Source organism: Rhodococcus mengyinensis (assembly GCF_048381435.1).
In the GTDB taxonomy this organism is placed as follows: domain Bacteria; phylum Actinomycetota; class Actinomycetes; order Mycobacteriales; family Mycobacteriaceae; genus Rhodococcus_F; species Rhodococcus_F opacus_D.
In genome coordinates this window covers 160,979-176,215 of the sequence record NZ_JBLWIT010000133.1, presented here as the reverse complement: position 1 = coordinate 176,215, position 15,237 = coordinate 160,979, and the positions used below count along the sequence as shown (strand labels likewise).

Genomic DNA, 15,237 nt, shown 5'->3' with positions numbered 1-15,237 from the left:
ACGTCAGGAGCTTCCCCCGCCAGTGACGACGACGAGACAGTTCGGCAGCGACATCCCGCACCTGCCGACCGACGAGCCCTACGGGAAGCGCGACGTCCCGCGCGGTCCCGCCCCCCTGTACCTCCGGGCACTCGCGGGACTGCTCGACATCGGGATAGTGGCCATCCCCCTCGTCCTCGGCTGGTACATCGTGGAGTCCCTCCGCGACGACAACGGCGGCGGGCAGGCGGACCGGGTCGTGTTCGGCGGCGCCGCCGTCGCGATCGCCCTCGGACTGGCCCTGTGGAACCGCGGTTTCCGCGAGGGCAACACCGGCCAGAGCTCGGGCAAGGGCTGGGTCGGCCTGGTCACCCGCGACACCCACACCCAGGACGCGATCGGCCCGAAACGGTCGCTGCAGCGGGTGTTCCGGCGTTCCGGAGCCGAGGTCGTGCGGGAGAGCACCGCGTCCGACGAGGGCTTCACCGTCCGCGAGAAGGACGTGTCGGTCGCGGCGATCCGGCGACGTCGGCTCGTCGGGCTGGGCGTCCTCGTGGTCCTGCTCGGGTTGGTGCTCCTCGCCAGCGTCGCCGTCGGGGCGCGGCCGCTGTCGTTCGCGGAGATCTTCCATGCACTGTTCGACGCGGACGGTTCGCAGACCGACATCATCGTGCGCACCCTCCGCGGCCCGCGCACCGCACTGGGACTCATCGTCGGAATGGCGCTCGGTGTCGCGGGCGCCCTCATCCAGGGGCACACCCGCAACCCGCTCGCCGACGCCGGCCTCCTCGGTCTCAACGCGGGCGCCGCATTCCTCGTGGTGCTGTCGATGTACCTGTTCGGGTTCAGCGCGCCCAGTGAATACCTGTGGTTCGCGTTCGCCGGGTCGTTCGCGGCGAGCGTGGTCGTGTTCGGGCTGTCATCGATCGGGAACGGGGCGGCGAGCCCGCTGAGCCTGGCCCTGGCCGGCGCCGCCGTCGCGTTCTTCCTGCAGGCGATGACCAACGCAATCATCATCGTCGACCAGTCCAGCCTCGACTCCTACCGTTTCTGGGTGGTCGGGTCGGTGGCCGGCCGCGGCTTCGACGTGCTGTGGCAGGTGCTGCCGTTCCTCGTCATCGGACTGATCCTCGCCCTCGTCAGCACACCGGGCCTGAACGTCCTCAGCCTCGGCGAGGACGTGGCACGGTCGCTGGGCACGAACATCGCGGCCAGCCGCGCACTCGGCATCGTCGCGATCACCCTCCTCACCGGTGCGGCCACCGCGGCGTGCGGTCCGATCGCGTTCATCGGTCTCGTCGTCCCCCACGTCGCGCGGGCGATCACCGGCCCCGACTACCGGTGGCTGGTCCCCTACGCCGGGCTCCTCGGCGGCGTCATGCTCGTGACCGCCGACGTCATCGGACGCGTCGTGGTCCGGCCGGGTGAGTTGCAGGTGGGGATCGTGCTGGCAGTGTTCGGTGCACCGTTCTTCATCGCGTTGGTTCGGCGCAGAAAGTTGGCAAGCCTGTGATCACTCGCGACGAAGTGCGCCCCGACCTCGGGGCCGCCCCGGCGTCCCGCGTCCCGGCCCGCCCCGCGTTCCGGCTCGGACCGATCTCCCTGGTCCTGCGCCCCCTCGGCATCGCCGTGAACGTGGCCCTGCTGGTGGCGCTGTTCCTGGTGCTGTGCCTCAACATCGGTCGCGGCGACTACCCGCTGTCGATCCCCGAGGTCACCCGGGTGCTGTTCGGCGGCGGCACGAAGGCCCAGAACTTCATCGTCATGGACCTCCGGCTGCCGCGGTCGCTGACCGGGGTGTTCATCGGCATGGCCCTCGGCCTGGCCGGCGCCATCACCCAGTCGATCGCCCGCAACGCCCTCGCCAGCCCAGACATCCTCGGCATCACGTCCGGTGCCAGCGCCGCCGCGGTCGCGCTGATCGTCCTCGGCGGCGGCGGCAGCTTCGTCGGCCTCCTCGCCACCCTGGGCATCCCGCTGGCCGCCCTGTTCGGCGGATTGCTCACCGCGCTGGTCATTTACCTGCTCGCGTGGCGCGGCGGGGTGGAGGGTTACCGGCTGATCCTGATCGGCATCGGCATCAACGCCATGCTGATCGCCGTCACCGGCTGGCTGCTGATCTCCGCGGACATCAACGACGCGTCGCGGGCCCAGGTGTGGCTCAACGGGTCCCTCAACGGCGCCGCCTGGAGTCAGGTGTGGCCCGTCACCATCGCCGTCGTCCTCGTCGGCGGCTACGCGGTGATCTCGTCGTTCACGATGGGCGCGCTCCGCCTCGGCGACGACAACGCGGTGTCGCTGGGTGTGCGGCTGCAGTGGTCGCAGGCCCGGCTCCTGCTCATGGCCGTCGCCCTGGCCGGCATCGCGACCGCGGCAGCGGGCCCGGTCGGCTTCGTCGCGCTCGCCGCACCGCAGGTGGCGCTGCGGCTGGTGCGGTCCGCCGGCCCGCCGCTCATCGCGTCCGCCCTGACCGGCGCCGTGCTCGTGGTGGGCAGCGACGTCGTCGCCCGCACGATCCTGCCCGTCGAGCTGCCGGTGGGTATCGTCACCTCCGCACTCGGCGGTCCATTCCTGCTGTATCTGCTGGTGCGCAACAATCGGAAGGTCTCGGCATGACCGTGCAGACTGACTCTCGACTGATCGCCGAGAACCTGAGCCTCGGGTACGGCGACCGGGTCATCGTCGACAACCTCGACCTCGAGGTGAGGACCGGGGTGATCACCACCGTGATCGGGCCGAACGGCTGCGGCAAGTCCACGCTGCTGCGCGCGCTGGGGCGGCTGCTGAAGCCGCGCAACGGTTCGGTGCTGCTCGACGGCAAGGCCATCGGCTCGATGCGCACCAAGGACGTCGCCCGCACACTGGGCATGCTTCCCCAGGCGCCGCTGGCCCCCGAGGGGCTCACGGTGGCCGACCTGGTGGCCCGCGGCAGGCACCCACACCAGTCGTGGCTGCGGCAGTGGTCGTCCGACGACGAGGGCGAGGTCGCCGAGGCGCTCGCGTTGACCGGGGTGTCCGACCTCGCGGACCGCCCCGTCGACCAACTGTCGGGTGGTCAGCGTCAGCGGGCCTGGATCTCGATGGCCCTCGCGCAGGGAACCGACATCCTCCTGCTCGACGAGCCCACCACCTACCTGGACCTGGCGCACTCGATCGAGGTGCTCGACCTGGTGGACCGGATGCATGAGGAGCTGGGCCGCACTGTGGTGATGGTGCTCCACGACCTGAACCTCGCGATCCGCTACAGCGATCAGCTGATCGTCATGCGGGACGGCACCATCGTCGCGGCCGGCGCGCCGAAGGACATCATCTCCGCCGAACTCCTGCTCGAGGTGTTCGGTCTCGAGGCCGCGGTCATCGCCGACCCGGTGTCCGATCGCCCGCTGGTGGTGCCGATCGGCACCCGCCACGTGTACGGCGCGGTCGGCGGACCGGAGTCGAAGTAGCGGCTGTCAGCGTCGGCCGCCGATCATCGTCCGCACCAGCCGGTAACTCTGTCCCAGCGACACCGTCGGCAGGTACGCCCTGCCGACGGCGTTGCCGATGCTCGGCAGGGCGGCCGGGTCGGCGAACGTCATGTGCATGGCCACGTACCGGGGCTGGAACTTCGACTTGAACGCCAGCAGCGAACGGAACCCGTACACCGGTTCCAGGGTCCGGCCGAGCAGATCGAGAACGCTGTCCATCACCGCCGACAGGCTCGACGACTCCGACCGTTCCTGCTCGTCGGCGTCGCCGTCCGGTTGTTCGACCTTGGCGAGCGGGGCGCCGGACAGGCTCAGGAACTGCGCCCCCTCCTCCTCCAGTTTCAGCGCCGCGGACGCGATGAGGAACTCCATCGCCGGCCGGAACCCTTCCGAGCGCCGCCGCATGAAGTCGAGGGTCCAGCCGACCGCCCGCCCGTCCTGGTACACCGGCAACCAGGACGTGACGCCGTGGACGGTGCGGTCCTCGTCGACGGCGACCAGGCAGCGCACCTCCGGGTCGTCGACCTCGTCGAGTCCGCCGAGCGTGAACCCCATCTCGGGCATCCCCTTGTCGGCCACCCATTCCTCGGAGATCGCCGTGATCTGGTCGGTGATCGACCGGGGGGCGCTGGGGAAGCTGACCCATTCCGCGGTGATCCCCGACTTCTTCGCCTTGTTCAGGGCGGTCCGGACGTCCTGGAATCGCTTTCCGGTGAACGCGATCTGCCCCAGATCCAGCACCGTCTCCTCGGCGACCTGGATGCCGCTCCAGCCGAGGGCGTCCGTGACGGCGCGGACCTCCCCGGTCACCGAATAGAAGCACGGGATCCACCCGTTGGCGGCGGCGAATTCGGCGAAGTGTTCGACGTTGTCCCGCAACCGGTCCGGCGGGCCGACCGGGTCGCCGGTGGTGAGTGCGACACCGGCGAGGACACGGTACGCGACGTAGCCGGTGCCGTCGGCGGAGAACCAGTAGTTGTTGCCGCGCCACGTCGTCATCCAGGACAGCGGGCTTCCGCTCCCCGACTTCAGCAGGGCGCGGGCCCGTTCGGCGGACTCCGAGTCCGATCCGATGGCGGGACTGAGGAACGTCGCGGCGACGAGCGCGCACGCCGCCACCCAGAACACCACCCCGGTCCACTCGTACAGCAGGGTCGCGGGAATGCTCACCGGCAGCAGCCGGGGGTCGAGCCACTGCAGGTACACGGGCGGGATGAGCCGCTCCGGGAAGTCGGCGAGCAGCGTCGCCATGCCGGGCCGGGGGTCGAAACCGTTCCGCGCCCACAGCCCGCCCAGGACGTAGAGGACGGCGAGCCCGCCCAGGACGGACACCAGGACGACGGCCAGCCGCCGGTAGGTGCCGGCCGGGGCGGAGACGTCGAAGAACCGCCGGGTGGCGAGCAGCACGATCAGGATCGCCAGCGGCGTCAGGAACGGCACCAGCGTCCGGTACAGGTTCGGGTCGGCGAGACCGTAGAACAGGGAGTCCTCGTCGAGGGAGTCCACGAACCGGACCGCGAAGTTCAGCAGCGACAGCACCAGCAGGATCACCTGGGCGATCACGGACGCGACCCACGCGAAGCGACGGCCCCGTCGGAGGCCGTCGCTGAGGGTGAGGAGGAACAGGGACGGCATCAGACTCAGCAGGGTCGGCCCGACCCCGGACAGGCGCAGTTCGAGCAGCCCGCGCCGGCATTCGGGGTCCGACGCCGACACCTCGCACAGGTCGCGCACCTCGCCGGCCGTGTAGGGGATGCCGCGGAACAGGTCACGGAGCACGGCGAGCGGTCCGACCGCCTCCGCGGACAGCGCCGCGATCATCGGGCCGATCGCACTGGCCGCCACGATGATCGCGACCAGCACCCGGCCCTCACGCTGGGTGCCCGCGATCCGTTCGCCGCGGGCGGAGCGGCCGACGATCCAGCGGCCGATCACCAGCCCGACCACGGCCGCGGCGAGCCGGACCACGTCCTGCAGCGACCCACTGAACAGTGCCAGGGTGATGGTGAACACGAGGACGCCGACGCGGATCCGCCGACGCCACAGGGTGCCCATGTTCGAACTGGCGACCATCGCGGCACCGACGATCCACGTGCTCGGGCCGACGGCCATGCCCACGTGCAGCCGGAAACCCCAGTTCGCGTCGACGACCTTCGCGACGGCGGCCACCGACAGTGCGAGCAGCCCGCCGAGCACCTGGGTGGCGACCGCGGCCAGCGCGAACCGCGCCGACCCCATGCGACGTTCCAGCGGTGCGGCCGCCACGAGGACGAGGACGGTCGTCGACAGGTACGCCAGGACGTCGTCGCCCCACAGCCCGGCCGTGAGCAGGGTCCACACCCACCCGTTCTGGAACGCCCGGATCCCGATCGCGACGTGCTGGGACAGGTCGTGGGAGGGGCCGCTGATCACACTGGACGTGGCGATCGCGAGTATCCAGATCACCACCAGCAGCGCAATGCTGACCGGTGCACCCCGCACCCCGCCCCAGACCCGTTCCGCTGCCCGCCCGGTCTGACCCTTGACCCTGGCCGCCGCATCGTGCCCGGTCGTCGCGCTGTCGTCGGTCTTCATCCGCCAGGTCCCCACTCTCCGCGATGTCGAGAACGAACGCTTGCCCGGCGGGTCGGCCGCTGCCAACCCGACCGTAATCCACCCCTTCGAAGTATGGCCAATACCACACGCTGTGACGCAGTTTTACTACTACCAGTAGTACGTATCTGCGTCGTCGTATCCGTAGAATCGGTTTATGGCTGGACTCGGCGAACTCGAACGCGCAGTGATGGATCACCTGTGGTCCACTTCGGAACCGCAGACGGTACGGCAGGTACACGAGGCACTGGCGGCACGCCGTGAACTCGCGTACACGACTGTCATGACAGTGCTCCAGCGACTGGCGAAGAAGCACCTCGTCATTCAGCAGCGCGACGACCGCGCCCACCGATACCTGCCGGTGCACCAGCGTGAGGAGCTCGTCGCGAGCCTCATGGTGGACGCACTGCAGCAGGCCGACAAGTCCGGCAGCCGCGCCGCCGCACTCGTGCACTTCGTCGGCCAGGTCGGCGCCGACGAGGCCGACGCGCTCCGCGAGGCCCTCGCCGCGCTCGAGGCCAAGGAGCGGTCCACCGGAGACAATCAGTCGGGAACCGTTCGCGCCGGCTGACGTTCGTCATGCATGATGAGTAGGACATGGACGCCACCACCGCGCTGGTATTCGGAGTACTCGCACTTCTACTCGCAGGGCCTGTCCCTGCGCTGTTGAGTCGTGCCCGATGGCCGCATCGCGCCCCCCGAGCAGCACTCGTGCTGTGGCAGGCAATCGCCCTCGCCGCAGTTCTGTCCGCATTCAGTTCGGGCCTCGCGATCGCCAGCCAGCTCCTGGTCCCCGGACCGGACGGACGCCCGACCACGGCGCCGGTCGCCGAGATCGACGCCCTGGGCCTGCCCCTGTGGCTGCTGTACGTGGTGGTCTTTGCGCTCACCCTCCTCGTCGGCGCCAAACTGATCTTCGCGATCGTGCAGGTCGGGGTCCGCACCCGTCGCCGACGCGCCCGGCACCGCATGCTGGTCGACCTCCTCGACCGCTGCGATTCCTCGTCACCGCTCGCCCGCACCCCGGACCTGCGGGTCCTCGACGTCACCGAGCCCATCGCCTACTGCCTGCCCGGTCTGCGCCAGCGGGTGGTGCTGAGCCAGGGCACGTTCACCAATCTCGACGACGCGGAGATCACCGCGATCCTCACCCACGAGCGGTCCCATCTGCGGGCCCGGCACGACCTCGTCCTCGAGGCGTTCACCGCGGTCAACGCCGCCTTCCCCACCGTCGTGCGCAGCAAGTCCGCGCTTGGGTCGGTGCAGTTGCTGGTCGAGATGCTGGCCGACGACTCCGCCGTCCGCGCCACCGGACCGACCGCGCTGGCCCGCGCGCTCGTCGCCTGTTCGGGGTCGATCGCCCCCAAGGGCGCCATGGCCGCGGGTGGTCCCAGCACCCTGCTGCGGGTGCAGCGCCTGGCCTCCCCGGAGGCGGGAACCCCGGTGGCTCTCGCCGCCTACGCCGCGTCGGTGGCCATCCTCGTGGTGCCGACCATCGCCGTCGCCGTCCCCTGGCTCACCGAACTGAGCCGGTTGTTCAGCGCCGTGTAGTCACCCAGCTCACATCCCGCCGGGTTCGATAACCGGGTGCCCCGTCGCGTACACTGGTCGACGGTCGCCACTGCGGCCCATCAACACTGAAACGGCACACAGCCCAATTCCCCGCACTTCCGCGAATGGATTGACCAGGTGACATGTGCCCTGGCTCGTCCCTTTGTGCGTGCTGCATGACAGCCCCCGCTCCGCGACGCGCCCTATGCCCGGAGAGGTATTTGCGTGACCAACGCTGTCCAGACGACGTCTGCCCCACTAGAGCAGACCGAGACCGAAACCCCTGACCAGAACGCCACCGTGACGTTCGCCGAGATCGGCCTGCCCGCACCCCTGGTGCAGGCCCTCGCCCGCAACTCCATCACCGTCCCGTCGCCGATCCAGGCGCTGGCCGTCCCCGACGCGCTGGCCGGTACCAACGTCCTCGGCCGCGCACAGACCGGATCGGGCAAGACCCTCGCATTCGGCCTGCCGATGCTCACCCGCCTGTCCCGGCACGAGGACCGGCCCGCACCCAAGCGTCCCCGCGCGCTGGTGCTCGTTCCCACCCGTGAACTCGCGTTCCAGGTGGTCGACTCCCTCAACTCGTACGCCGGGGCCATGGGACTGACCGTCCGCCCCGCCGTCGGCGGCACCCCGTTCAGCAAGCAGGTCGACCAGCTGCGCCGCGGCGTCGACATCCTCGTCGCCACCCCCGGCCGGTTGAACGACCACCTGCGTCAGGGCACCTGCATCCTCGACTCCATCGAGATCACCGCGCTCGACGAGGCCGATCAGATGGCCGACATGGGCTTCCTGCCCGAGGTCCGGGCCATCCTCGGGGAAACCCGGGCCGACGGCCAGCGTCTCCTGTTCTCGGCCACCCTGGACCGTGAGGTGCAGTCGCTGGTCCGCCAGTTCCTGCCCGACCACGTGCAGCATTCCACCGAGGACGGTCGCGCCAGCGTCGACACGATGGAGCACTACGTGCTGCTCGTCGACCGCGGCCAGAAGGACAACGTCCTCGCGGAAATCGGTGCCCGCGACGGCCGCACGATCATGTTCGCCCGCACCAAGCTCGGCTGCGAGGGCATCACCGACCGCCTCCGCGCGGTGGGAATCGCCGCCGAGGCGCTGCACGGCGGCAAGGCGCAGAACCAGCGCACCCGGGTCCTCGAACGGTTCAAGAACGGCCGCACCCCCGTGCTCGTCGCGACGGACGTCGCCGCCCGCGGCATCCACGTCGACGGCATCGACCTGGTCGTGCACGTCGATCCGCCCGCCGACCACAAGGACTACCTGCACCGTGCAGGCCGAACCGCCCGTGCAGGCGAGAAGGGCACCGTCGTCGCGATCGTGCTCCCCAACCAGAAGCGCACGTTCCGCCGCCTGACCGGGATGGCCGGTGTCGACGCCACCGCCGTACCCGTCACCCCCGGCTCGGAGAAGCTGGCCAGCATCACCGGCGCCAAGGCGCCCAGCGGAGAACCGGTGCGCGACACCTACTCCCGCGGTGAGCGTGGCGGCGACCGCAAGTTCGGTGACCGCGGACCCCGCCGTGAGGGCGGATACGCCGGCCGCGACGGCGGCGGCTACCGCGGCAATCGCAACGACCGCGGCGACCGTGGTGAGCGCAGCTTCGGCGACCGTCCGTCGGGTGGTCGCAGCTTCGAGGGTCGCGGCCCGCGCCGCGACCAGACCGACAACCGGTCCGGCGGCTACCGGGGCGACCGTCCGCAGCGCGACGGTGACAACCGTGGCGGCGGCTACCGCGGCGACCGGGACAACCGGACGTTCACGGATCGGGCCCCGCGCCGCGACTTCGGCGACCGCGGCGACAGCCACCGCGGAACCGGCGAGCGCAGCTTCGACCGCAGCGCACCCCGCCGCGACTTCGGCGACAACCGCGGTGCGGCAGGCGGGTTCCGTCGCGACGATCGCCGGGATGACCGCCGTGACGATCGCCGCCCCGCGGCCACGTCGGAGCGTCGCCCCGCGGCGACGACCGGTGGCGGATTCCGCAGCCGCACGGAGCGTCGCTCGTACGACGGTTTCGACGGCCCGCGGCGTGAGCGCCGCAGCTGATCGATCGCTGATCCGACAACCGAATATCGAAGTGTGAGAGAAGGCCGGNCGTCGCATGTGCGACGGCCGGCCTTCGTATGTTTGGGTTAGGCGGTCGAGCTTTTCGTAGCCGCCGATTTCACTACCGCCGAGCGAGAGGGAATGCTGTATCCATGACTATCGACAACACTGAGGGTGCCCGCGCCCAGATCGGCGTCACGGGACTGGCCGTCATGGGCTCGAACATCGCCCGCAACTTCGCCCGGCACGGTCACACGGTCGCGCTGCACAACCGCAGCATCGCCAAGACCGACGCCCTCATCGAGGAGCACGGCAGCGAGGGCGACTTCGTCCGCACCGAGACGATCGAGGAGTTCGTGGGCGCGCTGCAGAAGCCGCGCCGCGTGCTGATCATGGTCAAGGCCGGCGACCCCACCGACGCCGTCATCGAGGAACTCGCCGCGGCGATGGAGCCCGGTGACATCATCATCGACGGCGGCAACGCCCTGTACACGGACACGATCCGCCGCGAGGCCTCACTGAGGGAGCGTGGCCTGCACTTCGTCGGCGCCGGCATCTCCGGCGGTGAGGAGGGCGCGCTCAACGGTCCGTCGATCATGCCGGGCGGCCCGAAGGAGTCCTACGCGGCCCTCGGACCGCTGCTCGAGTCGATCGCCGCGCAGGTCGACGGCACCCCCTGCTGCACGCACATCGGCCCCGACGGGTCCGGCCACTTCGTGAAGATGGTGCACAACGGCATCGAGTACGCCGACATGCAGCTCATCGGCGAGGCGTACAACCTGCTCGGATCCGCCCTCGGCTACGACGCCGGGAAGATCGCCGACGTGTTCACCGACTGGAACGGCGGCGACCTCGAAAGCTACCTCGTCGAGATCACCGCGGAGGTGCTGCGGCAGAAGGACGCCAAGACCGGCAAGCCGCTCGTCGACGTGATCGTCGACGCCGCCGAGCAGAAGGGCACCGGCCGCTGGACCGTCAAGTCCGCGCTCGACCTCGGTGTCCCCGTCACCGGGATCGCCGAGGCCGTGTTCGCCCGCGCCCTGTCCGGGTCCCGCGAGCAGCGCAAGGCCGCGGTCGGGCTGGCGTCCGGCGTCCTCGCCGACAAGCCCACCGATGCCGCCCAGTTCACCGAGGACATCCGGCAGGCCCTGTACGCGTCGAAGGTCGTGGCCTACGCGCAGGGATTCGACCAGATCGCGGCCGGCAGCGCCGAATACGACTGGGACCTGCACCCCGCCGACCTCGCGACCATCTGGCGTGGCGGCTGCATCATCCGCGCCCGGTTCCTCAACCGCATCAAGGACGCATACGACGAGAACCCGAAGCTGCCGAGCCTCATCCTGGCCCCGTACTTCCGGGACGCCATCGAGACGGCCATCGACAGCTGGCGCCGGGTGGTCTCCACCGCCACACTGCTGGGGATCCCGGTGCCGGCGTTCGCGTCGTCACTGTCCTACTACGACGCCCTGCGCGCGGAGCGGCTGCCCGCCGCCCTGACACAGGGGCAGCGCGACTTCTTCGGCGCCCACACCTACGAGCGGATCGACGCGGACGGCAAGTTCCACACCCTCTGGAGCGGTGACCGCAGCGAAGTGCAGGCCTGAGCCTCGCACACTGCCCGTCCCCGGCCGTGACGTACCGCGTGTACGTCACGGCCGAGGCGTCGGAGGCCCCTCTCGGAGGCGGTAGCCTTCTCGATATGCCCGACGACGAGTTCTCCTCCCCCGCACCGGTGGGTGAGACGTTCCTCGCGCTCGGTCTCCCCGCGGTGATGACCCACGCCCTCGACCGCAGCGGCATCGGGGCGCCGTTCCCGATCCAGGCGGCCACCATTCCCGACGTCCTCGCGGGCCGCGACGTACTCGGCCGCGCGCCGACCGGGTCCGGGAAGACCCTCGCCTTCGGACTGCCGATGCTCGTGCGACTCAAGGGCGCCGCGAGCAGGCGGGGCTTCCCGCGCGGCATCGTGCTGGTGCCCACCCGTGAACTGGCGTTGCAGATCGAGCGGGCGCTGGACGAGCCGGCCCTGTCCGTGGGATTGCGGGTGGCGAACGTCGTCGGCGGGATTCCCATCAAACGTCAGGTCGAGATCCTGTCGCGGGGGGTCGACCTGCTGATCGCGACGCCGGGACGCCTCGCCGATCACGTGGCGCAGGGGTCGGTGTCCCTGGACGACGTGACCGTACTGACGCTCGACGAGGCCGACCACATGGCCGACCTGGGGTTCATGCCGCAGGTCACGACGATCCTCGACAAGACCCCGGCGCATGGTCAGCGGCTGCTGTTCTCGGCGACCCTCGACGGGGAGGTCGACACCCTCGTCCGCCGGTACCTGCGGGACCCGGTCACCCACTCGACGGCGCCGGTCACCGCGTCGGTGAGCACCATGCGCCACCACCTGCTGTTCGTCGACCGGGCCGACAAGAGATCCGTTGTGGCACATATCGGTTCACGTGCGGGGCGGACCCTCATGTTCGTGCGCACCAAGTACGGAGTGGACCGGCTCGCGCAGCAACTCCACGAGGCGGGCATCTCCGCGGGCGCCCTGCACGGCGGCAAGGCGCAGAACAACCGCACCCGCACCCTCGAATCGTTCGCCGACGGCACCACCCCGGTCCTGGTCGCCACCGACGTGGCGGCCCGCGGCATCCACGTCGACGACATCTCGCTCGTCGTCCACGTCGACCCCCCGGCCGACCCCAAGGACTACCTGCACCGCGCGGGCCGCACCGCCCGCGCCGGCGAGTCCGGCGTGGTGGTCACCCTCGTCACCGAGGTCGAGCGCGCCGAGGTCGAGAAGCTGACCCGCAAGGCCGGGATCGAGGTGGACGGCGTGCGGGTGCGGCCCGGCGACACGGTGCTGGCCGAGATCACCGGCGCCCGCCGCCCCACCGGGAAGGCGGTCCCCGCGCCCGACACCCGGGCACCGGCGCAGGACACCCCGAAGAAGGGCAGGCAGGCGCACGACACCGGGGGTCGCCCGGCCCGCCGCGGCCGCCCCGGGGACGGCGGAGCACCACGGGCGGGTGCCCGACGCGGCCGGAAACCCGGACCTGCGTCAACTCCGCACGGACACCGCAACCGCGGGGCACACTGAGAGGCATGTCCCTGCCGTTCGCGTCGATCGTGTGCGCGCTGATCGCGGCGTTGCTGTTCGCGTGCGCGTCGGTCGCCCAGCAGAGCGCGGCGTCCGCGGTCCCCGAGGACGCCGCGTTGATGACCACCCTGCTGCGCAGTCCCCGCTGGTGGGCCGGCTTCGTCGGGGACGGCGGCGGGTACGCGATGCAGGCGGTGGCGTTGGCGCTCGGATCGGTGCTCGTGGTGCAGCCGCTGCTGGTGACCGCGCTGCTGTTCGCGTTGCCGTTGTCGGCGAAGTTCTCCGGGTACCGGCTCAGCCGCACCACCTGGGCCCTCGCCGTCGCGCTGGCTGTCGCGCTCGCGGTGTTCCTGGTGATCGGCGACCCCACCGAGGGCAACATCGACGCCCCGTTCCGCGAATGGGTGGTGCCGCTCGGCATCCTCCTCGCCGTGGTGGCGGTCGCGGCCGCCGCGGGGATGTCGAAGATCGACCCCGGATGGCGGGCGCTGCTGCTCGGCGGGGCCGGCGGCATCCTGTACGGGGTGGCGGTCGCGTTCACCAAATACGTCGTCGAACTCGTGCCCCACGGACTGTGGGCGGTGCTGAGCAGCTGGCAGGCATGGGCGCTCGTCGCCGCCGGCCTGGTCGGGGTGTACCTGCAGCAGCGCGGCTTCCAGGTGGGACCGCTGTCCGCGTCGCTGCCCGCGCTGACCATCGCAGAACCACTCGCCGCCGTGTTCCTCGGCATGACCGTCCTCGACGAGCGGCTGCGGGTGGCGGGCCCCGGACTGGTGGTGGTCGGCTGCGCGGTCGCGGTGATGCTGGTGGCCACGATCGGACTGTCCAGGTCGCAGGCCCAGCGGACATCCGACACCGCCGCAACTTCCCCGGTATCGTCCTGACATGTGCAGTTCCTCGACGGGCATCGCCCTCCCTATGACCTGACGTACGACGACGTGTTCCTGGTGCCGAACCGCACCGAGGTCACCTCGCGATTCGACGTCGACCTGGCCACCTCGGACGGGTCGGGCACCACCATTCCGATCGTCGTCGCCAACATGACGGCGGTCTCGGGACGGCGCATGGCGGAAACGGTCGCCCGCCGCGGCGGTCTGGTGGTACTCCCCCAGGACCTTCCGGCACCCGCCGTCGCGGAGACCGTGTCGTTCGTCAAGAGCAGGCACCTGGTCGCCGACACCCCGGTCACGCTCGGCCCCGACGCCGCCGTCTCCGACGCCCTGGCGCTGCTGCCGAAGCGGGCGCACGGCGCCGTGGTCGTCGTCGAGAACGACCGCCCCGTCGGCGTCGTCACCGAGGGCTCCTGCACGGACGTCGACCGGTTCGCGCGACTGCGCTCGGTGGCGCTCACCGACTTCGTCACCGCCCCCGACTCCGCGTCGCCGCGGGAGGTGTTCGAACTCCTCGAGGGCAAACACGACTCCCTCGCCGTGATCGTCCACCCCGACGGCACCCTCGCCGGGGTCCTCACCCGCACCGGCGCCATCCGGGACGGCATCTACCAGCCCGCCGTCGATGGCAACGGGAAGCTGCGGGTCGCCGCGGCCGTCGGCGTCAACGGCGACGTCGCCGCGAAGGCCCGCGCCCTCGTGGACGCGGGGGCCGACCTGCTGGTCGTCGACACCGCGCACGGCCACCAGCAGAAGATGATCGACGTCCTCGGCGCACTGAAGAAGGCCGACCTCGGTGTCCCGCTGGTCGCCGGCAACGTCGTGTCCGCCGCCGGCACCCGGGACCTGATCGACGCGGGCGCCGACATTGTAAAGGTCGGGGTCGGACCGGGCGCGATGTGCACCACCCGGATGATGACCGGAGTGGGCAGGCCGCAGTTCTCCGCCGTCGAGGAATGCGCCACGCAGGCCCGCGCGATGGGCGCGCACGTGTGGGCCGACGGAGGCGTCCGTCACCCCCGCGACGTCGCCCTCGCCCTCGCCGCCGGCGCGTCGAACGTGATGATCGGGTCGTGGTTCGCGGGCACCTACGAGTCCCCCGGCGACCTGCGGGTGGACCAGTCCGGCAACGCGTACAAGGAAAGCTTCGGCATGGCCTCCAAGCGTGCGGTCGCGGCGCGCACCGCCACGGACACCGCGTTCGACCGGGCCAGGAAAGGCCTGTTCGAGGAGGGTATCTCGAGTTCCCGGATGCGCCTGGACCCGGAACGCCCCGGCGTCGAGGACCTGATCGACCACATCTGTTCGGGTGTGCGCAGCACCTGCACGTACGCGGGCGCGCGGACGCTCGCCGAACTGCACGAGCGTGCCGTTCTCGGTGTGCAGTCCGCCGCCGGGTTCGCCGAGGGCCGCCCGCTGCCGGCCGGCTGGTGACGACCGCATCCTGATGCGCCGGTGGGTGTCCTGTTCCACGGAACCGGACATCCACCGGTATCATGGGTCGCTCAACCACACCAGTTCTCGGCGCCGGACCCGTCCGGGCCGTCGAGGCCGAACGAGAGGACTCCGGTGCCCGCGGCACCCACACACGAAGCAA

At 70.7% G+C, this 15,237-nt stretch carries 11 protein-coding genes; 10 read left to right on the top strand and 1 reads right to left on the bottom strand.

Annotated features, from left to right (window positions below):
- The first annotated feature begins 22 nt into the window (after positions 1 to 22).
- From ACNJ7E_RS31895 to ACNJ7E_RS31885, 3 genes are read left to right on the top strand one after another with little or no spacing between them, the layout of a single operon-like run.
- Positions 23 to 1,492, top strand: a complete 1,470-nt coding sequence (locus tag ACNJ7E_RS31895) for a FecCD family ABC transporter permease (protein ID WP_418341791.1) — start codon at positions 23 to 25, stop codon at positions 1,490 to 1,492.
- Positions 1,489 to 2,595: a FecCD family ABC transporter permease gene (locus ACNJ7E_RS31890; RefSeq protein WP_280784520.1), complete on the top strand. Its 1,107-nt coding sequence runs from the start codon at positions 1,489 to 1,491 to the stop codon at positions 2,593 to 2,595. Before ACNJ7E_RS31895 ends, ACNJ7E_RS31890 begins: the two co-directional genes overlap by 4 nt.
- Entirely contained in the window at positions 2,592 to 3,425 is an 834-nt protein-coding gene (locus ACNJ7E_RS31885; RefSeq protein ID WP_280784521.1) for an ABC transporter ATP-binding protein, read from the top strand. Before ACNJ7E_RS31890 ends, ACNJ7E_RS31885 begins: the two co-directional genes overlap by 4 nt.
- 6 nt (positions 3,426 to 3,431) lie before the next feature.
- On the opposite strand, the gene ACNJ7E_RS31880 is transcribed toward ACNJ7E_RS31885, so the two are convergent.
- The gene (locus tag ACNJ7E_RS31880; RefSeq protein WP_418341790.1) at positions 3,432 to 6,020 is read right to left on the bottom strand and encodes a phosphatidylglycerol lysyltransferase domain-containing protein; all 2,589 of its coding nucleotides are present in this window, start codon (positions 6,018 to 6,020) and stop codon (positions 3,432 to 3,434) included.
- A 175-nt stretch (positions 6,021 to 6,195) separates the two neighbouring features.
- Between ACNJ7E_RS31880 and ACNJ7E_RS31875 the strand changes: the two genes are divergently transcribed.
- The 7 genes from ACNJ7E_RS31875 (at position 6,196) to ACNJ7E_RS31845 (ending at position 15,074) form a co-directional block, all read left to right on the top strand.
- Entirely contained in the window at positions 6,196 to 6,609 is a 414-nt protein-coding gene (locus ACNJ7E_RS31875; protein ID WP_005246077.1) for a BlaI/MecI/CopY family transcriptional regulator, read from the top strand.
- A 26-nt stretch (positions 6,610 to 6,635) separates the two neighbouring features.
- The gene (locus ACNJ7E_RS31870; protein ID WP_418341789.1) at positions 6,636 to 7,589 is read left to right on the top strand and encodes a M56 family metallopeptidase; all 954 of its coding nucleotides are present in this window, start codon (positions 6,636 to 6,638) and stop codon (positions 7,587 to 7,589) included.
- A 225-nt stretch (positions 7,590 to 7,814) separates the two neighbouring features.
- Positions 7,815 to 9,653: a DEAD/DEAH box helicase gene (locus ACNJ7E_RS31865; RefSeq protein ID WP_280784523.1), complete on the top strand. Its 1,839-nt coding sequence runs from the start codon at positions 7,815 to 7,817 to the stop codon at positions 9,651 to 9,653.
- 152 nt (positions 9,654 to 9,805) lie between these two features.
- A complete protein-coding gene (gene gndA, locus ACNJ7E_RS31860) occupies positions 9,806 to 11,257 on the top strand; it encodes an NADP-dependent phosphogluconate dehydrogenase (RefSeq protein ID WP_280784524.1) in 1,452 nt (483 codons plus the stop codon).
- Positions 11,258 to 11,352: 95 nt separating this feature from the next.
- Positions 11,353 to 12,750: a DEAD/DEAH box helicase gene (locus tag ACNJ7E_RS31855; RefSeq protein ID WP_418341788.1), complete on the top strand. Its 1,398-nt coding sequence runs from the start codon at positions 11,353 to 11,355 to the stop codon at positions 12,748 to 12,750.
- A 5-nt stretch (positions 12,751 to 12,755) separates the two neighbouring features.
- Positions 12,756 to 13,634, top strand: coding sequence for a DMT family transporter (locus tag ACNJ7E_RS31850; RefSeq protein ID WP_283332382.1), 879 nt, complete (start codon positions 12,756 to 12,758; stop codon positions 13,632 to 13,634).
- A gap of 3 nt (positions 13,635 to 13,637) precedes the next feature.
- Positions 13,638 to 15,074, top strand: a complete 1,437-nt coding sequence (locus tag ACNJ7E_RS31845) for a GuaB1 family IMP dehydrogenase-related protein (protein ID WP_009480507.1) — start codon at positions 13,638 to 13,640, stop codon at positions 15,072 to 15,074.
- Positions 15,075 to 15,237: the final 163 nt, after the last annotated feature.

Excerpts from the sequence above, each read along its gene's own strand:
- ACNJ7E_RS31855 (WP_418341788.1), top strand. The coding sequence starts at position 11,353 with ATGCCCGACGACGAGTTCTCCTCCCCCGCACCGGTGGGTGAGACGTTC.
- ACNJ7E_RS31875 (WP_005246077.1), top strand. The coding sequence starts at position 6,196 with ATGGCTGGACTCGGCGAACTCGAACGCGCAGTGATGGATCACCTGTGG.
- ACNJ7E_RS31850 (WP_283332382.1), top strand. The coding sequence starts at position 12,756 with ATGTCCCTGCCGTTCGCGTCGATCGTGTGCGCGCTGATCGCGGCGTTG.
- ACNJ7E_RS31880 (WP_418341790.1), bottom strand. The coding sequence starts at position 6,020 with ATGAAGACCGACGACAGCGCGACGACCGGGCACGATGCGGCGGCCAGG.
- gndA (WP_280784524.1), top strand. The coding sequence starts at position 9,806 with ATGACTATCGACAACACTGAGGGTGCCCGCGCCCAGATCGGCGTCACG.
- ACNJ7E_RS31870 (WP_418341789.1), top strand. The coding sequence starts at position 6,636 with ATGGACGCCACCACCGCGCTGGTATTCGGAGTACTCGCACTTCTACTC.
- ACNJ7E_RS31885 (WP_280784521.1), top strand. The coding sequence starts at position 2,592 with ATGACCGTGCAGACTGACTCTCGACTGATCGCCGAGAACCTGAGCCTC.